Source organism: Buttiauxella massiliensis (genome assembly GCF_902500225.1).
GTDB lineage: Bacteria > Pseudomonadota > Gammaproteobacteria > Enterobacterales > Enterobacteriaceae > Buttiauxella > Buttiauxella massiliensis.
This window is the reverse complement of record NZ_LR722652.1, coordinates 391,952-417,321: the sequence shown is the minus strand read 5'-3', so window position 1 is coordinate 417,321 and position 25,370 is coordinate 391,952. Positions and strand designations below refer to the sequence as shown.

The window sequence follows — 25,370 nt, the reverse complement described above, 5'->3', positions numbered from 1 at the left end:
AACCTTACAACACCGAAGGTGTTTTGGTTGAGAGACTAAGATATTGATTTTCAGCTTGAACCGAGATTTTAAGTCGATGGTTGTGTGAAAGCATGACGGTTGATGAAACAGAATATGCCTGGCGGCAACAGCGCGGTGGTCCCACCTGACCCCATGCCGAACTCAGAAGTGAAACGCCGTAGCGCCGATGGTAGTGTGGGGTCTCCCCATGCGAGAGTAGGGAACTGCCAGGCTCCAAACAAACAAACAAGCCTCATGCGAAAGCATGGGGCTTTTTTGTGCTTGCTAAGTGGACAACATTGTCGGGAGCAATGTTGCACGTCGCTTGCGACGGCCCCGGAGGGGTGAGTATCAGGATGATACGAATACAAGCCCTGTACTGATGTACAGGGCTTTTTGCTGTCTGCGATTTATGCAATCACCCTTCATATTCCCCTCTTATCAAGCCAACCCCATCCATATAAACTACTGCAACACCGACCATTAACCAGTCTATTCCTCTGCCTATAAAATCTATGCTTAAGTGAAACATTTTCAACTATCTTATGAATACTCGACATTTGACAGTCGGCGAGTTATCTTCAGCTATCTGGATGTCTAAACGTTTAAACGTATGCTGTGAGGGTAAAAGGTTATGCCAATTCGGGTACTGGATGAGTTACCAGCTGTCAATTTCCTGCGGGATGAGAATGTCTTTGTCATGACGACATCGCGCGCAAGCAATCAGGAAATCCGTCCGCTAAAGGTACTCATACTTAATCTGATGCCGAAAAAGATTGAGACGGAGAACCAGTTTTTACGTCTGCTTTCTAACTCTCCTCTACAGGTTGACGTTCAGCTGTTGCGCATTGATTCGCGTGAATCCCGTAATACACCAACTGAGCACCTCAATAATTTCTACTGTAATTTCGACGATATTCAGGATGAAAATTTTGATGGGCTTATCGTTACCGGTGCACCCTTGGGCCTGGTTGAGTTTGACGATGTGGCATACTGGCCGCAAATCGAACAAGTGATTCATTGGGCTAAAGATCACGTCACCTCAACGCTATTTGTCTGTTGGGCTGTGCAGGCTGCACTCAATATTCTTTACGGTATTCCTAAGCAAACGCGCAAAGAGAAATTGTCGGGAGTATATGAGCATAACCTCACTTACCCGCACGCACTGTTAACTCGCGGCTTTGATGATACCTTCCTGGCACCACACTCGCGTTACGCCGATTTCCCTGCATCGTTGATTCGTGACTACACCGATCTCGAAGTTCTGGCCGAGTCAGAAGAAGGGGATGCTTATCTTTTTGGCAGTAAAGACAAGCGCATTGCATTTGTGACTGGCCACCCGGAATATGATTCGCACACGCTTTCTGGTGAGTATTTCCGCGACGTAGAAGCAGGCCTGAATCCAGAAGTGCCTTATAACTATTTCCCGGGTAATGACCCGCAGAAGAAACCGCATGCAACCTGGCGTAGCCACGGGAATTTACTGTTCACAAACTGGCTAAACTACTACGTTTATCAGATCACACCGTTCGATCTGCGTCATATGAACCCAACGCTCGATTAAGCGTTTCAGCATCCCGTCACCTCTACGATCAAGGCACCTTTAGGTGCCTTTTTTGTTTTCTAAAAACCACTTCCCTCACTGAATAATTTTTAAATTCATAAATATCAATGTGATAAATGATTTTAAATTCAAAAATGGAAATAGTTTTTGATTTTAAAAAATCATGAAGTAGTCTTAACTCTGTTGAGTGAAAACCAGACACTGGACGTACCAGATAGAATTGGCGTTATTGACGGGATGATATGAGGGGAGAGATCCAATGACACAACAGACAGTTAGCGCAGAGTTGGCCTTTAGCCAACCGTTTGGTGAACCAGAGCGACAGATACTGACGCCTGATGCAGTAGAGTTTCTCAGTGAGCTCGTCACCCGCTTTACACCGCAACGTAATAAGCTGCTGGCGGCACGCACCGTACAGCAAGCGGAAATTGATGCTGGAAAGCTTCCGGATTTTATTTCGGAAACCAGTTCCATTCGTGAATCTGAATGGACTATTCGTGGGATCCCAGCCGATTTACTGGACAGACGTGTTGAGATCACCGGTCCGGTTGAACGCAAGATGGTGATCAACGCTTTAAATGCTAACGTCAAAGTATTCATGGCCGACTTTGAAGACTCCCTGGCACCGAGCTGGAGCAAAGTTATCGATGGCCAAATCAACCTGCGTGATGCAATAAACTGCACCATTAGCTGGACAAACGAAGCAGGTAAAATTTACCAGTTGAAGCCTGACCCGGCGGTACTGGTGTGCCGTGTTCGTGGCCTGCACTTACCGGAAAAACATGTCATCTGGCGCGATGAACCTATCCCAGGTAGCCTGTTCGACTTCGCACTCTACTTCTTCCACAACGTAGATGCCCTGCTGGCAAAAGGAAGCGGCCCGTATTTCTACCTGCCGAAAACACAATCCTGGCAGGAAGCGGCCTGGTGGAGCGAAGTCTTCAGCTTTACTGAGGATCATTTCTCTCTGCCGCGCGGCACTATCAAAGCAACATTGCTGATCGAAACGCTGCCGGCGGTATTCCAGATGGATGAGATCCTGCATGCACTGCGCGATCATATCGTTGGGTTGAACTGTGGCCGCTGGGATTACATTTTCAGTTATATCAAGACGTTGAAAAATCATCCGGACCGCATTCTTCCCGATCGCCAGTCCGTCACGATGGATAAGCCTTTCCTGAACGCTTACTCCCGTCTGCTTATCAAAACTTGTCATCGCCGCGGTGCTTTTGCTATGGGCGGTATGGCGGCATTCATTCCAAGTAAAGACAGCCAACGCAATGAGTGGGTACTCAACAAAGTTAAAGCGGATAAGCAGATGGAAGCGACCAACGGCCATGACGGCACATGGATTGCGCATCCGGGTCTTGCCGACGCTGTGATGGAGGTCTTTAACAAAGCGTTGGGGGAAGACAAAAATCAGCTGCATGTTTTGCGTGAAGAAGATGCACCAATTACTGCGGCACAACTGCTGGAAGCATGTCCTGGTGAGCGCACCGAAGCGGGTATGCGTGCCAACATTCGTGTTGCTGTGCAGTACATAGAAGCGTGGATCTCAGGCAATGGTTGCGTGCCGATCTACGGTTTGATGGAAGATGCCGCGACTGCGGAAATTTCACGAACTTCTATCTGGCAGTGGATTCACCATCAAAAAACGTTGAGTAACGGTGAGACGGTCACTAAGGAGCTGTTCCGCCAAATGCTTGCCGAAGAGATGTTCGTTATTCAGGAGGAGCTAGGTGACAAGCGTTTCAGCCAGGGGCGTTTTGATGAAGCGGCTCGCCTGATGGAGCAAATCACCACTTCCGAGACGTTAATCGACTTCCTGACGCTGCCAGGCTACCGCCTGCTTGCTTGAACCCTACACCAATAGAATATGGAGCATCTGCAATGAAAACCTCACGCAACCAACAAATCCAACAATTACAACAAGATTGGACGCAACCACGCTGGGAAGGCATCAAACGTCCGTACACTGCAGAAGAAGTCGTTAAGCTGCGCGGTTCGGTAAACCCGGAATGTACCCTGGCGCAAAATGGCGCCGCGAGAATGTGGCGTCTGCTGCATGGCGAATCGAAAAAGGGTTACATCAATAGCCTCGGTGCATTAACCGGTGGGCAGGCTTTGCAACAGGCGAAAGCCGGTATTGAAGCCATCTATCTTTCTGGCTGGCAGGTGGCGGCCGATGCCAACCTGGCTTCAAGCATGTACCCGGATCAATCGCTGTATCCAGCAAACTCAGTACCTGCGGTGGTTGATCGGATCAACAATACTTTCCGCCGTGCCGATCAGATCCAGTGGGCATCAAATATTGAAGAGGGCGATCCGCGTTATGTCGATTACTACCTGCCGATCGTGGCCGATGCGGAAGCCGGTTTTGGTGGCGTACTGAATGCCTTCGAGCTGATGAAGTCGATGATTCAGGCCGGTGCGGCAGCAGTTCACTTTGAGGACCAACTGGCCTCCGTGAAGAAATGCGGACATATGGGCGGCAAGGTATTGGTCCCTACTCAAGAAGCGATTCAGAAATTAGTCGCTGCACGTCTGGCGGCAGATGTCATGGGCGTTCCAACGCTTGTGATTGCGCGTACCGATGCTGATGCGGCGGATCTCATCACCTCCGATTGTGACGAATACGACCGGGAGTTTGTGACTGGCGAGCGCACACAAGAAGGGTTCTACCGCACTCGTGCAGGTATTGAACAAGCTATAAGTCGTGGGCTTGCTTATGCGCCATACGCTGACCTGGTGTGGTGTGAAACCTCCAAACCAGACCTTGAACAGGCTCGCCGCTTTGCTGATGCCATCCATGCCCGTTTCCCAGGCAAACTGCTGGCATACAACTGCTCGCCTTCGTTTAACTGGAAGAAAAATCTCGACGACAAAACCATCGCTTCGTTCCAGGAAGAGCTGTCAGCAATGGGCTACAAATACCAATTTATTACACTGGCGGGCATTCACAGCATGTGGTTCAACATGTTCGACCTGGCACACGCTTACGCACAGGGTGAAGGGATGCGCCATTACGTGGAAAAAGTGCAGCAGCCAGAATTTGCCGCAGCACCTGAAGGCTACACCTTCGTTTCCCATCAGCAGGAAGTGGGCACCGGCTATTTCGACAACGTGACGACGATTATCCAGGGCGGCGCTTCTTCGGTTACAGCGTTAACCGGTTCAACGGAAGAAGATCAGTTCTAAGTTTTCGTAGGGCGGATAAGCAGCGCGTCATCCGCCGTTTTTATGCTGTGAGGTAACCTATGACGCGACGGCTGGAACTGTTAATTGCCCACACCATCCTGCAAGGTTTTGACGCACAGTATGGCCGCTTTCTTGAAGTGACCGCGGGAGCCCAGCAGCGTTTTGAGCAAGCAGACTGGCATGCAGTTCAGCAAGCTATGAAAAGCCGTATCCATCTCTACGATCACCATGTTGGCCTGGTGGTGGAGCAATTGCGTTGCATCACTGGCAGTCACAATACTGACGACGAGTTTTTACTGCGGGTCAAAGCGCAGTACACACAATTGTTACCCGATTACCCTCGTTTTGAAATTGCCGAAAGCTTTTTCAATTCTGTTTATTGTCGACTGTTCGATCACCGCTCGTTATCTCCCGAGCGGCTTTTTATCTTTAGTTCTCAGGAAGAAAAGCGCTTTCGTGAGATCCCTCGTCCGCTATCAAAGTCCTTTACTCCAGCTTTAGGTTGGCAGCCGCTTTTGCGTTCTTTGCTAAGAGATTTACCTTTGCGTTTGCCATGGCAAGATTTGGCGCGGGATGCGGGTTACATCATCGCGCATCTGACCGAAACCTTTGGCTCTGAGGCTTTGCAGCATGCTTCCCTTGAAGTCGCCAATGAGTTGTTTTATCGCAATAAAGCCGCCTGGCTTGTGGGTAAGTTGGTCTTGCCGAACGGTAAGGTACCGTTTTTATTGCCAATTCATCGCACTGATGACGGCTATCTGGTCGTTGATACCTGCTTAACCAGTGCCGCAGAAGCGAGCATTGTCTTCGGTTTCGCCCGTTCCTATTTCATGGTTTATGCGCCACAACCTGCGGCTCTGGTGGAATGGTTGCGTGAGTTGTTGCCAGGTAAAACTACTGCCGAACTGTATATGGCAATTGGCTGCCAGAAACACGGTAAAACCGAAAGTTACCGCGAATATCTGACATATATCTCTGCCACTGATGAGCAGTTTATTGAAGCGCCTGGTATTCGTGGCATGGTGATGCTGGTGTTTACGTTGCCTGGCTTTGACCGGGTATTCAAAGTGATTAAAGACAAATTCGCGCCGCAAAAAGAGGTCACTGCTGAACGTGTGCGCGAATGCTATCAGCTGGTCAAAGAGCACGATCGTGTTGGGCGTATGGCCGATACCCAGGAGTTTGAGAATTTTGTGCTGTCTAAACATCAGATTAGCCAGCCATTGATGGCGTTATTACAGCAGGAAGTGCCTGAAAAACTGACCGACCTCGGTGACCGGATCGCCATCAGCCATCTTTATATTGAACGCCGAATGGTGCCGCTAAATTTATGGCTTGAGCAGGTGGAAGGGCAGCAATTACGCGACGCAGTGGAAGAATACGGTAACGCCATCCGCCAACTTGCCGCCGCCAATATCTTCCCAGGCGACATGCTGTTTAAAAACTTTGGCGTAACCCGGCACGGGCGCGTGGTGTTCTACGATTACGATGAAATTTGCTATATGACCGAAGTGAATTTTCGCAACGTACCGCCGCCGCGTTACCCTGAGGACGAACTCTCTGCTGAGCCGTGGTACAGCGTGGCACTGGGCGACGTGTTCCCGGAAGAGTTTCGTCACTACTTATGCGCTGACCCGCGTATTCGCCAGATATTCGATGAGATGCACAGCGACTTGTTCCGCGCTGACTATTGGCGTGCGTTGCAGGAACGTATCCGCAATGGCCACGTAGAAGATGTCTTTGCTTATCGTAAACGCCAAAGATTTATTCTTCGTTTTGGCGATTTAAAGCAGGCGGGTTAGCGCCCGCCGCCGTATGCCTGAGTAATCTCTTTCGCCGCTTTAATTACTAACGCGCCCAACTCGGTAACGCGGTCATCTGTCACGCGTGATATTGGGCCGGAGATGGAAATCGCCGCAAAGGCTTCATGATGTTCGTCATAGATACACGCCGCCACACAACGCAGCCCCAGCGCATGTTCTTCATCATCAAATGAATATCCACGCTTACGCGTTTGCGCCAAATCTTCTTTCAGATGCAGTGGGGAGGTCAGTGTGGCAGGGGTATAGCTATGCAACCCTTTACGATGCAGCAGAGTTGCGACCTGGTCGTCACTCAAATTCGCGAGAAACACCTTTCCTGCACCCGATGCATGCATGGGTAATTTGCCGCCGATTGGGGCTGACATCCGCATAAGCTGGGCGCATTGCACCTGGTCGATAATAATCGCCTGATGATCGCTATGGTCGAGCACCGCAAGATTCACCGTTTCGCCGGAGTCTTCCATCAGCTTGCGCAGCATCGGGTGAACAATGGCCAACAGATTACGACTTTGCAGGAAGCTACTACCCACCACAAACGCATGCGCGCCAATCGTCCAGTGTCCGAGATCGCCGATCTGGCGCACAAAGCCAAGTTGTTGCATGGTGGTCAGTAGACGATGAGTCGTGGAGTTAGGTAAACCAGCCTGTTGTGCCAGCTCGGTAAGGGCAACACTACCGTGTGATTCAGCAATCCATTCAAGCAATTTCAGGCCGCGAGTGAGCGACTGAACCTGTCCGGTGGGTTGTGGTGCGGCGACTGTGGCAGCGCGCGGTTTTTTTCCACGTTTGGCGGGAACGGCAGCAACCATAACTGACTCCTGTTTTCGTATCGTGGAAATCATTTTCGTTTTATTTGGCGATAATGCAACCAGCATTGGACTCATCGGATCAGTCAGGTGAACATGTCTCATGTTCCATTGCTTTGCGACTATTACAAGTTATGACAGTATGCCTTGTGGGCTGACAGGCTTGGGTAAACAGGTGGGAGTTAGAGTGAGCAATAAATTAGAAAAACTGCATCAGCAGTTGCAACAACGCATTTTGGTACTGGATGGTGGTATGGGAACCATGATCCAGAGCTACCGTCTTGATGAAAGCGATTTTCGCGGAGAGCGCTTTGCGGACTGGCCTTGTGACCTCAAAGGGAACAACGACTTGTTGGTGCTGAGCAAGCCAGAAATCATTGCCGCTATTCACTACGCCTATTTTGAAGCGGGTGCCGACATTGTCGAAACCAACACCTTCAACTCAACAACCATCGCGATGGCGGATTACCAAATGGAATCCCTGTCGGCAGAAATCAACTTTGAGGCGGCTAAACTCGCCCGTGCCTGTGCTGATGAATGGACAGCACGCACACCAGAAAAACCGCGCTACGTGGCAGGTGTGTTAGGCCCAACTAACCGTACTGCATCTATTTCACCTGACGTGAACGATCCGGCATTCCGTAACGTGACCTTTGATCTGCTGGTGGAAGCCTACCGCGAATCTACACGTGCGCTGGTGGAAGGAGGATCTGACCTCATCATGATTGAGACGGTGTTCGATACCCTGAATGCCAAAGCCGCTATTTTTGCGGTTAAAACCGAATTTGAAGCGCTGGGTGTTGATCTACCGATCATGATTTCCGGCACCATCACCGACGCTTCAGGCCGTACCCTTTCCGGCCAGACTACCGAGGCCTTCTATAACTCATTACGCCATGCTGATGCGCTGACCTTCGGCCTGAACTGTGCGCTGGGACCTGACGAACTGCGCCAGTACGTCGCTGAGCTTTCACGCATCGCTGATTGCTACGTTACCGCGCACCCGAACGCAGGCCTGCCGAACGCCTTCGGTGAATACGATCTCGATGCAACTGAGATGGCGCGCCAGATTGGCGAATGGGCGCAGGCAGGTTTCCTGAACATTATCGGCGGTTGCTGCGGTACCACGCCGGCACATATTGCGGCGATGAGCAAAGCCGTGGAAGGCGTTGCCCCACGTAAAATACCAGACCTGCCAGTGGCATGCCGTCTGGCGGGCCTTGAGCCGCTGAACATTGGCGCCGATAGCCTGTTTGTCAACGTGGGTGAACGTACCAACGTCACCGGTTCTGCCAAGTTTAAGCGCCTGATCAAAGAAGAAAAATATAACGAAGCGTTGGAAGTAGCACTTCAGCAGGTTGAAAGCGGCGCGCAAATCATCGATATCAACATGGATGAAGGGATGCTCGACGCCGAAGCGGCGATGGTGCGTTTCCTCAACCTGATTGCCGGTGAGCCAGATATTGCCCGCGTGCCCATCATGATTGACTCCTCAAAATGGGACGTCATCGAAAAAGGGTTGAAGTGTATTCAGGGCAAAGGCATTGTTAACTCCATCTCCATGAAAGAGGGCGTTGAGCCGTTTATCCATCACGCCAAACTGGTGCGCCGTTACGGTGCCGCGATGGTGGTCATGGCGTTTGACGAAGTCGGCCAGGCTGATACCCGCGAGCGCAAAATTGAAATTTGCCGCCGCGCCTACAAAATTCTGACCGAAGAAGTCGGCTTCCCTCCGGAAGACATTATTTTCGACCCGAATATCTTTGCAGTTGCGACCGGGATTGAAGAACACAACAACTACGCACAGGACTTCATCGGTGCGTGTGCCGACATCAAGCGCGAACTGCCACATGCGATGATTTCAGGCGGCGTATCGAACGTGTCGTTCTCCTTCCGTGGTAACGACCCGGTGCGTGAAGCGATCCACGCGGTATTTCTCTACTACGCAATCCGTAACGGTATGGATATGGGGATTGTTAACGCCGGGCAACTGGCGATATATGACGATCTCTCCCAAGAATTACGCGATGCGGTAGAAGACGTAATTCTTAACCGTCGAGACGACAGCACCGAACGTTTGCTGGATCTGGCCGAGAAATATCGCGGTAGCAAAAGTGACGACGGTGCGGCCGCACAGCAAGCCGAATGGCGTAGCTGGGATGTGAAAAAGCGTCTTGAATACTCGCTGGTTAAAGGCATCACTGAGTTTATTGAACTCGATACAGAAGAAGCCCGTCAGCAGTCTGAACGCCCGATTCAGGTTATCGAAGGCCCGTTGATGGACGGCATGAACGTGGTCGGCGACCTGTTCGGCGAAGGGAAAATGTTCCTGCCGCAGGTGGTGAAATCCGCTCGCGTAATGAAACAGGCGGTGGCGTATCTCGAACCTTACATTGAAGCCAGCAAAGAAAAAGGCTCCACCAACGGCAAAATCGTGCTCGCCACGGTGAAAGGCGATGTTCATGACATCGGCAAAAATATCGTGGGTGTGGTGCTGCAATGTAACAACTACGAAATCATCGACCTTGGCGTAATGGTGCCAACCGAGAAGATTTTGAAAACAGCTCGTGAAGTGGGGGCTGATATTATCGGCCTGTCTGGCTTGATTACCCCGTCGCTGGATGAAATGGTGAACGTCGCCAAAGAGATGGAGCGTCAGGGCTTTACGCTACCGCTGCTGATTGGTGGTGCGACAACTTCCAAAGCGCACACGGCGGTGAAAATCGAGCAGAATTACAGTGGGCCAACGGTTTATGTGCAGAATGCCTCACGTACCGTAGGTGTCGTGGCAGCACTGCTCTCCCCGACTCAGCACGACGAGTTTGTGGAACGCACGCGCAAAGAATATGTCACTGTTCGTACCCAACACGCGCGTAAAAAACCACGCACGCCGCCAGTGTCACTTGCTGCTGCCCGTGAAAACGATCTCGCATTTGATTGGGCAAGCTATACGCCGCCAGTCCCGCATCGCCCTGGTGTGCAGGAAGTGACGGCAAGCATCGAAACGCTGCGTAACTACATCGACTGGACGCCGTTCTTTATGACCTGGTCGCTGGCCGGGAAATATCCGCGCATCCTCGAGGATGAAGTGGTGGGTGAAGAGGCGAAACGCCTGTTTAAAGATGCCAACGACATGCTCGACAAACTGCATAACGAAAAACTGCTGACCCCACGTGGTGTCGTCGGCTTGTTCCCGGCAAACCGTGTGGATGATGACATCGAAATCTATCGTGATGAATCCCGCACCCATGTGCAAACTGTCGCACACCATTTGCGCCAACAGACCGAGAAAGTCGGTTTTGCCAACTACTGTCTGGCTGACTTTGTCGCACCAAAACATAGTGGCAAAGAAGATTACATCGGTGCGTTTGCGGTCACCGGTGGCATGGAAGAAGACGCGTTAGCAGAAGGCTACGAAGCGCAGCATGATGATTACAATAAAATCATGGTGAAAGCGTTGTCCGACCGTCTGGCTGAGGCTTTTGCGGAATATTTGCACGAGCGTGTGCGCAAGGTTTACTGGGGCTACGCGCCAACGGAGAACCTCAGCAACGAAGAGCTTATCCGCGAAAACTACCAAGGGATTCGTCCGGCACCGGGTTACCCGGCCTGCCCGGAACACACTGAAAAAGCGACTATCTGGGAACTGCTGGATGTAGAGAACATGGTGGGGATGAAACTCACCGAATCCTACGCCATGTGGCCTGGTGCGTCTGTTTCCGGCTGGTACTTCAGCCATCCTGACAGCAAATACTACGCCGTGGCGCAGATTCAGCGCGACCAGGTGGAAGATTATGCCCGTCGCAAAGGGATGTCTGTTACCGATGTTGAACGTTGGTTAGCACCTAACCTCGGTTACGACGCGGACTAATCCGCTTCGGCCTGGTTTACTTGCCATTTTGAACCTGGGCAGTACTCGCCCCTCAGGTACTACGTGTACGTGAGGGGCTGTGCGCTGTTCGAGTTAAAACTGGCTGCGACACCGATGGCTGATCAATGAATTCCTTCCTTTTCCCCTTCTTACATCCCGAAACGTTTAAATCTCGCCAGGCGTTATATACTGGAAAGAGAAGGAATTTCTTATCTAATAATTTCCAGGAGAAAGTGTGCTGACATTACTGCATCTACTTTCTGCGGTGGCGCTACTGGTATGGGGCACGCACATTGTGCGTACCGGCATCATGCGCGTTTACGGTGCCAATCTCCGTAGTGTGCTTAGCCGCAGTGTTGAAAAAAAACCGTTCGCCTTTTGCGCAGGTATTGGCGTAACCGCACTGGTGCAAAGCAGCAACGCCACCACAATGTTGGTCACCTCTTTTGTGGCACAGGATCTGGTAGCGCTTACCCCTGCGTTGGTGATTGTGCTGGGCGCGGATGTTGGTACCGCGTTGATGGCGCGAATCCTGACCTTTGATCTCTCGTGGCTTTCGCCGCTACTCATCTTCATTGGCGTTATTTTCTTCCTCAGCCGCAAACAAACGCGCGCCGGACAACTTGGCCGCGTGGGTATTGGCCTCGGGTTGATTTTGCTGGCGCTGGAGTTGATTGTTGCTGCGGTGACGCCAATTACTCAGGCATCCGGCGTGCAGGTCATTTTCGCCTCGTTAACCGGCGATATCATGCTCGATGCGTTGATTGGCGCAATGTTCGCCATCATCAGTTATTCAAGCCTTGCTGCAGTTTTGCTGACCGCCACGCTGACTTCTGCTGGAATTATCTCGTTTGATGTCGCGCTTTGTCTGGTGATTGGTGCCAACCTCGGCTCTGGCCTGTTAGCGATGATCAATAACAGCACCGCTAACGCCGCTGCCCGCCGTGTTGCACTCGGCAGTTTGTTGTTCAAGCTGGTGGGCGGCGTGATCGTGCTGCCATTCGTACATATTCTTGCTGATGCGATGCAAAAACTCTCCCAGCCTGAATCTGAACTGGTTATCTACTTCCACGTGTTCTACAACCTGATTCGCTGCCTGGCAATGGTGCCATTTGCCGGCGTAATGGCACGTTTTTGCCGTAACGTGATTAGTGAGACTCCTGAAGTTGATGCGCGTATGAAGCCGAAACATCTTGATGTAACGGCTCTGGATACCCCGGCACTAGGCCTATCCAACGCAGCGCGTGAAACCTTGCGTATGGGTGATGTGCTGGAGCAAATGTTGGAAACCTGGAGCAAAGTGATGCACGGAGAGCCGCGCCAGGAGAAGGAACTGCGTAAGCTCGCCGATGATGTGGATGTGCTCTATACCGCAATCAAGCTGTATATGGCGCAAATGCAAAAAGAGGAACTGGCCGAAGTCGAATCCCGCCGCTGGGCAGAGATTATTGAAATGTCGCTAAATCTGGAACAGGCGGCAGATATTCTTGAGCGTATGGGGAGTGAAGTCGCGGATAAATCGCTGGCCACTCGTCGGGCATTCTCGCCAGATGGCCTGAAAGAACTGGATATTCTGCTCCAACAGTTAACCAGCAACCTGAAGCTCAGCCTGTCGGTATTTTTCTCAGCCGACGTGAACAGTGCGCGCCGTTTGCGCCGTAATAAACATCGCTTCCGTATTCTTAACCGCCGATTCTCACACGCGCACGTTGACCGCCTGCATCAGCAAAACGTGCAGAGCATTGAAACCAGCTCACTACACCTCGGTTTGCTTGGTGATATGAAGCGCCTGAACTCACTGTTCTGCGCGGTCGCATACAGCGTACTTGAACAGCCTGATGATGACGAAAGGGACGAGTACTGATCGAAAAGGCACTTTCAATTAGCCGTAATTGCGGCGACGCCTGCCAAATACCCCCCTTTGCGGGCAATGAACTTCGCGTTTGTTGCCCGAGTCTGTTCGCATCGCCCTTCATGTAATGTATATTCCGGGTTTTACGGAGGAACCATGCTGACCAACTCATCTATACGTCTGAACAAATACATTAGCGAGAGCGGTATCTGCTCCCGCCGCGACGCCGATCGTTACATCGAACAGGGAAATGTTTTTATTAACGGCAAACGCGCCGCGATTGGCGATCAGGTATTTGCCGGAGATGTGGTGAAGGTCAACGGTCAATTAATCGAACCCCGTGACGAAGACGACCTGGTACTTATCGCACTCAATAAACCGGTGGGCATTGTAAGTACCACCGAAGATGGTGAGAAAGACAACATTGTCGATTTCGTTAACCACAGCAAACGCGTTTTCCCGATTGGGCGCTTAGATAAAGACTCTCAGGGTCTGATTTTCCTCACCAATCATGGCGATCTGGTGAATAAAATCCTGCGTGCCGGGAATGACCACGAAAAAGAATATGTCGTTACGGTAAATAAACCAGTAACCGATGAGTTCATTCGCGGTATGGGGGCGGGCGTTCCGATGCTAGGAACAGTAACCAAGAAATGCAAAGTGAAGAAAGAAGCTCCCTTTGTGTTTCGTATCACGCTGGTGCAAGGGCTCAACCGCCAGATTCGCCGTATGTGCGAACACTTTGGTTATGACGTGACGAAGCTGGAACGTACCCGCATCATGAATGTCAGCATGAAAGGGCTGCCATTGGGTGAGTGGCGTGATTTGACTGACGATGAGTTAGTTGAATTGTTTAAGCTGATCGAGAATTCGTCTTCTGAAGCGAAACCGGCGGCCAAAGCAAAAGCTAAACCGAAGGCGGTTGCGGTGAAAAAACCTGTCGTTAGCGGGCCGAAGAGTGCTGCTAAAACCCCGGCAGAGCTGGCTTCACGTAAACGTTTTGCTCAGCCAGGGCGCAAAAAGAAGGGGCGCTAAATTAGCGCTTCCCACGTGAATGGCTGTTTGCAGACCAGGAATAAGTTGCAGATGTATCTGGTTTTGCCGCTTTTTGCTTTTTAATCTGGCGGACTTTTTTGGCCTCCTGTTCACGTGCTGCTATCAGTTGGTCAATATAAGTTTTTTTAACGTGGTTTATTTCTGAGTTTGTCAGGGGGCGACCATGGGCGATGCGTGCGCGGTCAAGCCGCGTTTTCAATTCGCGCTGCTCGGCTTCGGTCATGTCTTGTTGTGTCAGTCTTGATGTGGACATTATTGCGGCCTCTTAAGAAGTGGCCTCCAGTGTAAAGCAAACTGCTCCCTGGCTCAGTAAAAATCAGCGTCTGGTCGCAAAGTTACCCTAAAATGTTGGTAAATATACTCAGTTTCATAGGCAGGTTTGTCAGCGTTTCGTTGAGTTAAAAGCAAAAAGCCCGGTTTCCCGGGCTTTTTTTGTATCCGCTCATTTTTCAGGCGCGGCGTTTTTTCAAACTTTTATCTTTATTCTCATCAACCGGTTTGCCGGACCAGTAACCTGCCAGCAGTGAGCCAGAAAGGTTGTGCCACACCGAGAACAGTGCGCCGGGCAGGGCAGCCAACGGCGAGAAGTAGATTTTGCCGAGCGTGGCAGCAAGCCCGGAGTTCTGCATACCGACTTCAATTGCCAGGGTTCGACAGGTAGATTCGTCGAAGCCAAACAGGCGTCCGCCCCAATACCCGCTCAACAAGCCAATTCCGTTATGCAAAATCACGGCAACAATAACCATCAAGCCCACAGACGCGATATGAGAGGCAGAACCTGCTACCACCGCGCTGATGATTGCCAGAATACAGAGCATCGAAAATGCAGGCAGATAAGGCTCAACGCGTTTCACAAGGCGTGGGAACAGATGATGCACAATCAAGCCAAGACCAATTGGAATAACCACAATTTGCAGGATGCTCAGTAACATACCCATCACGTCGACTTTGATATCTGCATCAACATACAGACGAGTAAGCAATGGTGTCGCGAAGACACCTACCAAAGTGGAAACCGAAGAAATAGTTACTGACAGCGCCACATCCCCTTTTGCCAGATAAATCATGACATTTGATGCCGTTCCGCTCGCCACGCTGCCGACCAAAACCATGCCGGCTGAGAGGTCCGGCGGCATATGAAACAGCTTCGCCAGAACCCAGGCCGCCAGCGGCATAACCAGGTAATGCAGGAACGTACCAGCCGCGACAGGTGCCGGGCGCGACAGCACGCGTTTAAAATCATCAATGCGCAGATGCACGCCCATGCCGAACATGATCAGCATTAAAAGCGTGCTGACCCAAGGGCCAATAGGCGTGAACGTGCCGGGAGTGTAATAAGCGAGTACAGACAGCAGCACCGCCCACAGCGGAAACAGCCGGGTTAATGAAGCGAGCATAGTGAGATCCTTGCAAGTGTTGTGTTGTTTTATGGTTATAAAAATGCCGGGATCGAGCCCGGCATTTGGTATTAATTACTTTAAGTGGAAATTTTATTCAAACAGATTGTGATGAAGTTTCTGCACTACTTTTTCAGCGTCGTCGCCAGGCACCAGGAAGCACAGGTTGTAGCTGGATGCGCCATAGCAAATCATGCGAATGTTGAAGGGGTCGAGAACGCCAAACACCTCTTTGCCCACGCCGCAGGCCTGGGAAAGTTTGTTACCGATGATGGCAATCAGGGCGAGGTTTTCTTCCACTTCTACGCGACACAGTGAGGAAAGCTCGGTCAGCAGCGACGTGGTCAGCGGGCTATCACTATTGGAAGTTGAACCCGTGGTATCGAGCGTCAGCGCAATGCTAACTTCTGAAGTGGTAATCAAATCAACAGAAACATTATGTTGCGCCAGAATGTTAAACACTTCCGCCAGGAAACCATGGGAGTGCAGCATGCTCAGGCTATTGAGCGTCACCAGGGTTTGTTTACGACGTAATGCCAGAGCACGGAACAGCGGTGGATTTTCTGTTTTGTTACAAACCAGGGTACCACCTGCTTTTGGGTCTTTGCTGGAGCCGACAAACACCGGAATATCGCTACGCACTGCTGGCATTAATGTCGCTGGATGCAGTACTTTTGCGCCGAATGTTGCCATTTCAGCTGCTTCTTCAAAAGCAATTTTGTCGATGCGTTTTGCCGCTGGCACCACACGTGGGTCGGTGGTGTAAATCCCCGGCACGTCAGTCCAGATATCAACGCGACTGGCATGCAGTGCTTCACCTAACAGCGCCGCTGTATAGTCGCTACCGCCACGTCCAAGCGTGGTAGTGCGGCCTTTCGCTTCACTACCAATAAAACCTTGAGTGATAACCAGAGATTGAGCCAGGCGTGGCTGAAGCTGTTGGTTTGCCAGTTCTGCTAATGTGGCGACATCTGGTTCAGCACGGCCAAAGCGGTCATTGGTGCGCATGATTTTGCGGATATCGAACCACTGAGCATCAATTTTGCGTTCGCGCAGGATCTCCACAAACAACAGCGTAGACATCAATTCACCGTGGCTAACCAACTCATCAGTTAACGCGGTTGAAGTAGCAAGGGATGCCGCTTCAGCGAGTGTGGTGATGTTTTCAAGCAGGCGCTCAACTTCTTCGCGGATGATTTGCGGATTTGCCAGGCGCTCAACAATGTCATATTGAATTTTGCGAATCGCATCGAGCTTAACAAAACGCTCTGTTGCTTCCAGGCCGCTTGCCAACGCAACCAGCAAATTGGTGATACCCGCAGATGCTGAAAGAACAACAACGCGAACGTTTTCATCAGCCAGCACCACGTCGGCGCTGCGGTTCATTGCGTCGTAATCAGCTACGCTTGTGCCGCCAAATTTGGCAATAACGGTTTGTGGATAGGACATTACGGTACAGCCTCGTGTCAAAGAAACAGCCATGGGAATGGCAAAAAAATAAATCAGCCTTGGCACAAGGGAAGAGCGGGATAGGGGAGGACGTAGAAAAGTAAACTTGAACTACGATTCACCCAGAAGCGCCCCACCTTGTTTCCCCAATTCCTTTGCGAAATTGGGGAATATGAAGCACTAGTGCTCCTGGTGACAGCCCAAGGGATTCAGCCCCCGTGGCCGATAATGCACGCTGCCATACGCACACTACCTCGGCGCCGCTCCCCCTCCTGTGTCGTCTGCGGATTGGCTCCTCAAACACGATACCTGGGCGGCGCGCCTCTTCTGGCTTACTCACAAGTGAGCAAGTAGCCGTATAGAAATAAAATTTTATGCGCCAGATGTCAACGCCTGGAAGCCGGAGATTTATCTGTCTGGACCAGTGCAATCAACGTGCAGGGCAGTGTTGGCGTCGTTTTACCGTTTATCGCAACAGTTTTTCCTTCTTCCAGACGAGCAAAAAGTGGCACAACTCCGCGATTTTTCTCCAGATATTCCATCCAGCCAAAATTTTCATTCAGACGTGTCGCTTTTATGGTCGCCCCTTTGGCTAACAGACTGCTCAAACTACTCCAGGTGACATCTTCAGGAAAAAGTTTCTCATGGCGGTGAAAGCGTGCGCTTTCGTTGCTGCCTCGTCCTTTCAAAGCGGAACCGGAACGAATAGCGAAAACCTTATCGTTGCCAAAAATATGGCTGAAGTGATACACCGCCAGCGCGTTTTGATGGCGGTTTGGCGAAAGTGCCAGCACCTGGGCGGTATTGCTTAAATCGAGAAAGTTTTCCGCATGTTCCGACCAGGCATTGCCGTAATAGGCCGGTAACCCTTCCATGCGTGCCAGGCGATAATATTCCCAGCTATTGTCGGTGAGAATGACAGGTATATTTTGTTTCACCAGCGCGTGGGCGAGCGTTCGCGCGACAGTATTCGCCCCAATAATCAGCACACCACGAGGTTGACGTTGTTGTACACCTAACCACCTGGCAAGCGGTCCACTGGTCAGGCTTTGCAAAACTACGGTGCCAATAATAATGGCGAACACCACGCTCACCAGTTTATCCGCGCCCTCGTAACCGCTTTTTTGTAGCGTCAGCGCGAATAACGAACTCACTGCCGCCGCGACAATGCCGCGCGGAGAAATCCAACTTAACAGCAGCTTTTCGCGCAGGGTTAACGACGAACCGAGGGTAGAAATTGCAATACATAATGGGCGGGCGACAAACTGAATCACCAGCAGCAAAGCAACCAGAGGCCAACCCATCGCCAGCACGCCATGAATATCGAGGCGTGCTGCCAGAATAATAAATAGTGCTGAGATAAGAATTGCGGAGAGTTCTTCTTTGAAGGCGACGATATCGCTGACATCCACATCACGCATATTCGCAAGCCAGATGCCCAGTACCGTGACGGCCAATAAACCTGACTCATCGGCTAGCGTGTTTGATAGCCCAAAGGTCAGCAGGACCACCGCCAGTACCGCAAAGTTTTGTAGATAACTCGGAAACCAGACGCGTTTTAAAGCCGTACCCAGTAACCAACCAAATAGCCCGCCGCAAGCTAACCCGACCACCACTGTTTGCGCGAAGATAATCACCAGGTGCAGGTTCGAGCCCGCTTCCTGGCGCAGCGTAATAAATTCGAAAACTAATAATGTGAAGATTGCACCGACCGGGTCGATAACAATCCCTTCCCAGCGCAGCACCTGATTAATCGCAGCATTGGGGCGCACCACGCGCATAAGCGGTGCGATAACTGTCGGGCCGGTAACAACCGTAACGGCGCCCACCAATGCGGCTAACGCAGGGTCTAAGCCCAGTAGCCCCCAACAGGCGAGGCTGATCACCGCAAAGGTCGCCAGCATTCCGATGCTCACAAGATTGCGCACCACACCGCCTAATCCACGAATCTCATCAAAACGCAGGGTCAGGGCACCCTCGAACAAAATAATGGCGACCGACAAGGAGACAATAGGAAACAGCAGTTCGCCAAACAATTGGTCAGGGTTGAGCACGTGAGTAAACGGGCCAAGAATCAAACCGAATAACAGCAAAGGCAGGATGGCCGGAAGCCGAATTGCCCACGCCAGCCATTGCGCTACCAGCGAACTGATCGTGATAACCACCAACAAAAGAGGTACAGACAGTTCCATAAAATTTTTACCTTACCTGGTTTACGAAGCCATACTGTTTTTCTCAGTGTAGACGGGGTCACCGAGGGCTGAGTCCCACCCGGCAACTTTTTCGCGGCTACATAATCTGAAACGGTATTCCCGGTGCAATGGTAGAAAAATCATCACAAATCCTGTTTTGTGGATATACAATTGACCGCAGTCACAGTTCTCAAATCAAAAGGGTAACGCTATGAAAAATATCAACCCAACGCAGACCGCTGCATGGCAGGCTTTACAGGCGCATTTTGACGAAATGAAAGACGTCACAATCGCTGAGCTGTTTGCTCAGGATGCTGACCGCTTTGGTAAATTCTCCGCCACTTTCGACGATTTAATGCTGGTGGATTACTCCAAAAACCGCATCACCGAAGAAACCCTGACCAAGCTGCAAGCGTTGGCAAAAGAGACGGATTTGCAGGGCGCAATCAAATCCATGTTCTCTGGCGAGAAGATTAACCGCACTGAAGATCGCGCCGTGCTGCACGTTGCATTGCGTAACCGCAGCAACACGCCAATCATTGTTGATGGCAAAGATGTAATGCCAGAAGTGAACGCGGTGCTTGAGAAGATGAAAACCTTCTCTGAGAGCATCATCAGCGGTAACTGGAAAGGCTACACCGGCAAAGCGATTACTGACATTGTGAACATCGGTATTGGCGGTTCAGACCTCGGCCCATTCATGGTGACCGAAGCACTGCGTCCGTACAAAAACCACCTCAATATGCACTTTGTATCTAACGTTGATGGCACTCACATTGCCGAAGTGCTGAAGAACGTTGACCCGGAAACCACGCTGTTCCTGGTTGCTTCTAAAACCTTCACCACACAAGAAACCATGACCAACGCCCACAGCGCGCGCGACTGGTTCCTGGCAACTGCTGGTGATAACAAACACGTCGCGAAACACTTCGCAGCGCTGTCTACCAACGCGAAAGCAGTTGGCGAGTTCGGTATCGACACTGCCAACATGTTTGAGTTCTGGGATTGGGTCGGCGGCCGTTATTCCCTGTGGTCTGCGATTGGCCTGTCTATCATCCTGTCTGTGGGTTACGAAAACTTTGTAGAACTGCTGTCTGGCGCACACGCCATGGACCAGCATTTTGCTAACACTCCGGCAGAACAGAACCTGCCAGTGCTGCTGGCGCTGATCGGTATCTGGTACAACAATTTCTTCGGCGCTGAAACCGAAGCGATTCTGCCATACGACCAGTACATGCACCGTTTTGCGGCTTACTTCCAGCAGGGCAACATGGAATCCAACGGCAAATACGTTGACCGTAACGGCAACGCTGTTGATTACCAGACTGGCCCAATCATCTGGGGCGAGCCGGGCACTAACGGCCAGCACGCGTTCTACCAGCTGATTCATCAGGGCACCAAAATGGTTCCTTGCGACTTCATCGCGCCTGCGACCAGCCACAACCCGCTGTCTGATCACCATCCAAAACTGCTGTCTAACTTCTTCGCTCAGACAGAAGCGCTGGCATTTGGTAAAGCACGCGACGTGGTTGAGCAGGAATATGCTGACCAGGGGAAAGATCCAAAAACTCTGGAACACGTTGTGCCGTTCAAAGTGTTCGAAGGCAATCGCCCAACCAACTCCATCCTGCTGCGTGAAATCACTCCGTTCAGCCTGGGTGCACTGATTGCGCTGTATGAGCACAAAATCTTTACTCAGGGTGCAATCCTGAACATCTTCACCTTCGATCAGTGGGGCGTGGAATTAGGTAAGCAACTGGCTAACCGTATTCTGCCTGAGCTGGGTGATGCGTCAGAAGTTGGCAGCCACGATAGCTCGACTAACGGATTAATTAATCGCTACAAGTCATGGCGTGCTTAATTAGCATTTAGCATTAAATATAAGCCGGCCTTATGGTCGGCTTATTTATTTAAATAAGATAATTCCCCTTGTCGCTTAATATCCTCGAATTACTTCGCTGAGGTTAATCCTAAAAAAACCTATAACCTGATAATTCAGCAGGTTTACTTTCGGATTAATAAGATTATATTTTCTCTTAATTATATTTTAACTGTCTGTTTTTCATCATCTAAATGAAATAAAAATTTTGCCAATATAGTTATATTTCCATTTATCTTAAAGCACCTCTCATATTTCCCTCTGCGGACTAACGCTATTACTTGTTGTGTATACTCGAAAGCGCCTGAAATTCCTTTTGGGCAAATCTCCATTCATTCAATGAAGGGAAATTGTTATGAAGAAAGTTCTTTATGGCGCTTTAGCCATATTCACGCTGGCAGCAGCTGGTGCGGCGAGTGCTGATCCGGTTGCTGTAGGTGAAGCCGCTGGTGCACAAGCTACTTATGAGTCCGCAGGGAGTTCTACTGCGGCCAGTGCCAGCACTGTTGGGTCAGCAGTGGGTGTAGCACTTGCTGCAACCGGTGGTGGTGATGGTTCCAATACTGGGACCACAACAACCACAACGACCAGCACCCGATAATTCCCGGGTGATTTAATCCTAACCACACTTCGGTGTGGTTATTTCGACTCCGGGGAAACCTCGTGCAGCGACTCGTAATTCTTCTTGTTTGCCTGTTACTTCAGGCTTGCTCTGCCACAACTAAAGGTCTTGGTTCATCGCTCTGGCACAGTATTGTCGGCAGTGATGGCGTACAGCTTACCCGTGACGATATTCAGAATATGCGTTACGCCAGCCAGTACATGAGCATCAATAACGGCCCGCAAATATTTGTCGTTCTGGCATATGACGAAAACGGCCAGCAAAAATGGGTAACGCAAGACCGGGCAATGATCGTCACCGAACAAGGCCGCATCGTAAAAACCACCGGACTTGGCGACAACCTCCAGCAAGTGACCAATACGCCAAACGATCCGCTGGTACATGCAAATCAGATAACCCATGGCGCGAGTTGGACACGGCAAATTGCCTGGACTGAGCACCAGCAGGTGCGAATGGCAACAGCGCATTCAACCTTTACTTGGGATGGCACCGACACGCTAAAAGTTGCTGAAAGCACCACGCCCGTTCGTGTTCTGGATGAAGAAGTTACCGCCTCCGGCAAAACCTGGCATAACCGCTTCTGGATAGACAGTGAAGGTCATATACGTCAGTCAAAACAATATATTGGCCCGGATTATTGGCCTGTCACTACGATTCTGTTGAAGGCGGCAAAAGAATGAAAATAAACGCCAACTCTGGGTGGATGGCGCTTTGCCTGGCCGCCCTGCAACTTAGTGCTTATTCGTATGCCGCCGGGAACGTGACTATTTATCCGGGCAATCAGCAACTCAATAACGTAGAGCGCCTCGGTGATTTAGTCTCTCAGCCTTCACTCGCTCGGGCCTGGTGGCCAGGCGCGGTGATTAGCGAACGGCAGGCAACGGCGATTGCAGAACAAGAGCACCAGAAACTGTTAGCGAATTTATCGGCGTTTGCTGCCGAAGAAGACGGCGATGACGCAGCAGCTATCAACGGCGTCCGCCAGCAGATGCAGGCCATTCACGTTACCGGGCGGCAGTTTGTCGATCTCGACCCTGACTGGGTGCGTGTTCACCCTCGCGCCAATGTTCCGCTGCAAGGTGATTACAGCCTGTGGGCCGGGCCGCAGCCCTCCACAATCACGCTGATGGGGCTGGTAAGTTCGCCCGGCGCGAAGCCTTTTGTGGCCGGGCGTAGCGCCGACGAATATCTCGATGGTGTCGAAAAACTCAGCGGAGCCGACCGCAGTTTCGCATGGGTGATTTACCCGGACGGCAAAACCCAAAAAGCGCCAGTTGCCTATTGGAATAACCGCCATGTCGAACTCACACCGGGCAGCATCCTGTTTGTCGGCTTTAAAGAGCGACTATTTAATTCTGATTTCAACGACTTGAATCAGCAAATCCTTAACTCTCTGACTCATCGGAGACCGGATTGATGAAGAAAAAATATCTCTACAGCCTGCTCGCGCTGGCTGTATCTACTGCCTGCCAGGCAGAAACCTTTCCAGACCCAGTAGGCCCGTCGCAATCGGATTTTGGCGGTGTGGGTTTGCTGCAAACACCGACTGCACGCATGGCGCGAGAAGGTGAGTTTAGCCTTAACTATCGCGATAACGATCAGTACCGCTTCTACTCTGCCTCGGTGCAGCTTTTCCCGTGGCTGGAAACGACTTTGCGCTACACCGACGTGCGCACCAGAGAGTACAGCAGCGTTGAGGCGTTCTCGGGTAACCAGACTTACAAAGATAAAGCCTTCGACATGAAAGTTCGCCTTTGGGAAGAAGGCTATTACCTGCCGCAGGTGTCGGTGGGGGTGCGTGACTTAGGCGGCACCGGTTTGTTCGATAGCGAATATGTTGTGGCGAGCAAAGCCTGGGGGCCGTTCGATTTTAGCCTTGGCATGGGCTGGGGCTACATGGGCACCAGCGGCAATGTGAAGAACCCATTCTGCGAAGTGAGCGATGGCTTCTGCTATCGCGATAACAGCTATAACCAGGCGGGATCGTTCAACTTTAGTGGCATGTTCCACGGACCGGCATCACTGTTCGGCGGTATTGAATACCAGACTCCGTGGCAGCCGCTGCGCCTGAAAGCGGAATACGAAGGTAACAATTACACTCAGGATTTCGCTGGCAAACTCGAGCAACGCAGCAACTTTAACGTGGGCGCTATCTATCGCGTCACCGATTGGGCCGACGTTAACGTCAGCTATGAACGTGGCAATACCTTTATGTTTGGTGTCACGCTGCGAACTAACTTCAACGACTTGCGCCCTGGCTATAACGATAATCGTCGCCCGCAATACCAGTCGCAGCCGCAAGATGAAATTCTGCAGCCGACCGTGGTGGCGAACCAGTTGACGCTTCTCAAATATAACGCCGGTCTGGCCAATCCGAATATTCAGGTGAAAGGCGATACCCTATATGTCACGGGTGAGCAGGTGAAATACCGCGACTCCCGTGAAGGGATAGAACGCGCAAACCGCATTATCATGAATGACCTGCCGGAGAATATTCGCACCATCCGCGTGACGGAAACCCGCCTGAATATGCCGCAGGTGACGACCCAAACGGATGTCGCCAGCCTGCAAAACCATCTGGAAGGCGAGCCGCTGGGACACGAAACACAGCTGGTGCAAAAACGTATTGAACCGGTTATTCCGGAGAAAACCGAGCAGGGTTATTTCATCGATAAATCGAAGGTTAATTTCTCGATTAACCCGGTGCTGAACCAGTCAGTTGGTGGGCCAGAAAGCTTCTACATGTATCAGGTTGGCGTGATGGGAACCGCCGACTGGTGGGTGACCGATCACTTGCTGACCACCGGCAGCCTGTTTGCCAATATCGCCAATAACTACGACAAATTTAACTACACCAATCCACCAAAAGACTCAACGCTGCCGCGCGTGCGTACCCACGTCCGTGACTACGTTGAGAACGATATTTACGTCAATAACCTGCAAGCCAACTACTTCCAGTATTTGGGCAACAGCTGGTACGGGCAGGTGTACGGCGGTTATCTCGAAACCATGTATGGCGGTGTGGGCGCGGAAGTGCTTTATCGTCCGGTCGACAGCAATTGGGCGATTGGTGCCAACGCTAACTACGTCAAACAGCGTGACTGGCGTAGTGCGCAGGACATGATGAAGTTCACCGATTACAGCGCGCCAACCGGCCATATCACCGGCTACTGGACACCTCCGTTTGCTGATGATGTGTTGATTAAACTCAGCATCGGCCAGTATCTGGCGAAAGATAAGGGCGGCACGCTGGAGATCTCCAAACGCTTCGACAGCGGCGTGGTTGTCGGGACTTATGCGACCATTACCAATGTGTCGAAAGAGGAGTACGGGGAAGGGGACTTCACCAAAGGTTTCTACGTGAATGTGCCGCTGGATATCTTCTCATCGTCGCCAACCCGCAGCCGCGCACAAGTGAGCTGGACACCGTTGACGCGTGACGGTGGGCAGATGGTGGGACGCAAGTTTGAGTTGTATGGGATGACGAGCGATCGGGATATTAATTTCAGGTAGCGAGGGTTTATTGGAACCTGATGGGGTTCCAATAATTACGAGGATGGGTGATCGGAGGTTTTCCGTTCACCGGTAAATTCATTTATCACTGAATACCTGGTGAACGGAACCTTCACCGACCTGCCATAAGGACGATCCTCCGGCAGCG

Annotated in this window: 17 protein-coding genes, 1 rRNA gene and 1 riboswitch; of the genes, 13 read left to right on the top strand and 5 right to left on the bottom strand. The window is 51.2% G+C overall.

The features are described from left to right. Positions 1-117: 117 nt before the first annotated feature. The 5 genes from rrf to aceK all read left to right on the top strand — a co-directional run bounded on the left by rrf (position 118) and on the right by aceK (position 6,564). Positions 118-233, top strand: a 5S ribosomal RNA gene (gene rrf, locus GC128_RS10530). 401 nt (positions 234-634) lie between these two features. Next, positions 635-1,564, top strand: a complete 930-nt coding sequence (metA, locus tag GC128_RS10525) for a homoserine O-acetyltransferase MetA (RefSeq protein ID WP_151994247.1) — start codon at positions 635-637, stop codon at positions 1,562-1,564. A 259-nt stretch (positions 1,565-1,823) separates the two neighbouring features. Then, positions 1,824-3,422 (top strand): malate synthase A, encoded by a 1,599-nt coding sequence (gene aceB / locus GC128_RS10520; RefSeq protein ID WP_151994246.1) that lies wholly within the window; start codon positions 1,824-1,826, stop codon positions 3,420-3,422. A 32-nt stretch (positions 3,423-3,454) separates the two neighbouring features. Then, positions 3,455-4,762, top strand: coding sequence for an isocitrate lyase (gene aceA / locus GC128_RS10515; protein WP_151994245.1), 1,308 nt, complete (start codon positions 3,455-3,457; stop codon positions 4,760-4,762). A gap of 59 nt (positions 4,763-4,821) precedes the next feature. Beyond that, complete coding sequence (gene aceK, locus GC128_RS10510) at positions 4,822-6,564, top strand: bifunctional isocitrate dehydrogenase kinase/phosphatase (protein WP_151994244.1); 1,743 nt, start codon at positions 4,822-4,824, stop codon at positions 6,562-6,564. On the opposite strand, the gene iclR is transcribed toward aceK, so the two are convergent. Continuing rightward, positions 6,561-7,394, bottom strand: coding sequence for a glyoxylate bypass operon transcriptional repressor IclR (gene iclR / locus GC128_RS10505; protein ID WP_151994243.1), 834 nt, complete (start codon positions 7,392-7,394; stop codon positions 6,561-6,563). The two genes, aceK and iclR, sit on opposite strands and share 4 nt — an antisense overlap. A 184-nt stretch (positions 7,395-7,578) precedes the next feature. Between iclR and metH the strand changes: the two genes are divergently transcribed. From metH to rluF, 3 genes are all read left to right on the top strand, one after another. Then, positions 7,579-11,262, top strand: coding sequence for a methionine synthase (gene metH / locus GC128_RS10500; RefSeq protein WP_151994242.1), 3,684 nt, complete (start codon positions 7,579-7,581; stop codon positions 11,260-11,262). Positions 11,263-11,497: 235 nt separating this feature from the next. Beyond that, positions 11,498-13,126 carry a Na/Pi cotransporter family protein gene (locus GC128_RS10495; protein WP_151994241.1) on the top strand — a complete coding sequence of 543 codons (1,629 nt, stop codon included), beginning with the start codon at positions 11,498-11,500 and terminating at the stop codon, positions 13,124-13,126. 144 nt (positions 13,127-13,270) lie between these two features. Beyond that, positions 13,271-14,149, top strand: a complete 879-nt coding sequence (rluF, locus tag GC128_RS10490) for a 23S rRNA pseudouridine(2604) synthase RluF (RefSeq protein WP_064515328.1) — start codon at positions 13,271-13,273, stop codon at positions 14,147-14,149. Position 14,150: 1 nt separating this feature from the next. Here the strand turns inward: rluF and GC128_RS10485 are convergent, their stop codons facing one another. The 4 genes from GC128_RS10485 to GC128_RS10470 form a co-directional block, all read right to left on the bottom strand. Further along, positions 14,151-14,423, bottom strand: coding sequence for a DUF3811 domain-containing protein (locus GC128_RS10485; RefSeq protein ID WP_064515331.1), 273 nt, complete (start codon positions 14,421-14,423; stop codon positions 14,151-14,153). A gap of 196 nt (positions 14,424-14,619) precedes the next feature. After that, entirely contained in the window at positions 14,620-15,567 is a 948-nt protein-coding gene (gene panS / locus GC128_RS10480; protein WP_151994240.1) for a ketopantoate/pantoate/pantothenate transporter PanS, read from the bottom strand. A gap of 93 nt (positions 15,568-15,660) precedes the next feature. Beyond that, positions 15,661-17,016, bottom strand: a complete 1,356-nt coding sequence (lysC, locus tag GC128_RS10475; RefSeq protein WP_151994239.1) for a lysine-sensitive aspartokinase 3 — start codon at positions 17,014-17,016, stop codon at positions 15,661-15,663. 118 nt (positions 17,017-17,134) lie between these two features. Beyond that, a riboswitch (Lysine riboswitch) is annotated at positions 17,135-17,351 on the bottom strand. 51 nt (positions 17,352-17,402) lie between these two features. Continuing rightward, positions 17,403-19,208: a cation:proton antiporter gene (locus tag GC128_RS10470; protein WP_151994238.1), complete on the bottom strand. Its 1,806-nt coding sequence runs from the start codon at positions 19,206-19,208 to the stop codon at positions 17,403-17,405. A gap of 211 nt (positions 19,209-19,419) precedes the next feature. On the opposite strand from GC128_RS10470, the gene pgi reads away from it, so the two are divergent. The 5 genes from pgi to GC128_RS10445 all read left to right on the top strand — a co-directional run bounded on the left by pgi (position 19,420) and on the right by GC128_RS10445 (position 25,222). Next, entirely contained in the window at positions 19,420-21,069 is a 1,650-nt protein-coding gene (pgi, locus tag GC128_RS10465; RefSeq protein WP_151994237.1) for a glucose-6-phosphate isomerase, read from the top strand. A 373-nt stretch (positions 21,070-21,442) separates the two neighbouring features. Continuing rightward, complete coding sequence (gene yjbE, locus GC128_RS10460) at positions 21,443-21,688, top strand: exopolysaccharide production protein YjbE (protein ID WP_064515341.1); 246 nt, start codon at positions 21,443-21,445, stop codon at positions 21,686-21,688. A 62-nt stretch (positions 21,689-21,750) separates the two neighbouring features. After that, the gene (locus tag GC128_RS10455) at positions 21,751-22,389 is read left to right on the top strand and encodes a YjbF family lipoprotein (protein ID WP_151994236.1); all 639 of its coding nucleotides are present in this window, start codon (positions 21,751-21,753) and stop codon (positions 22,387-22,389) included. Then, complete coding sequence (locus GC128_RS10450) at positions 22,386-23,126, top strand: capsule biosynthesis GfcC D2 domain-containing protein (RefSeq protein ID WP_151994235.1); 741 nt, start codon at positions 22,386-22,388, stop codon at positions 23,124-23,126. The genes GC128_RS10455 and GC128_RS10450 overlap by 4 nt, the downstream gene beginning before the upstream one ends. Next, complete coding sequence (locus GC128_RS10445; protein WP_151994234.1) at positions 23,126-25,222, top strand: YjbH domain-containing protein; 2,097 nt, start codon at positions 23,126-23,128, stop codon at positions 25,220-25,222. Before GC128_RS10450 ends, GC128_RS10445 begins: the two co-directional genes overlap by 1 nt. Positions 25,223-25,370 lie beyond the last annotated feature (148 nt).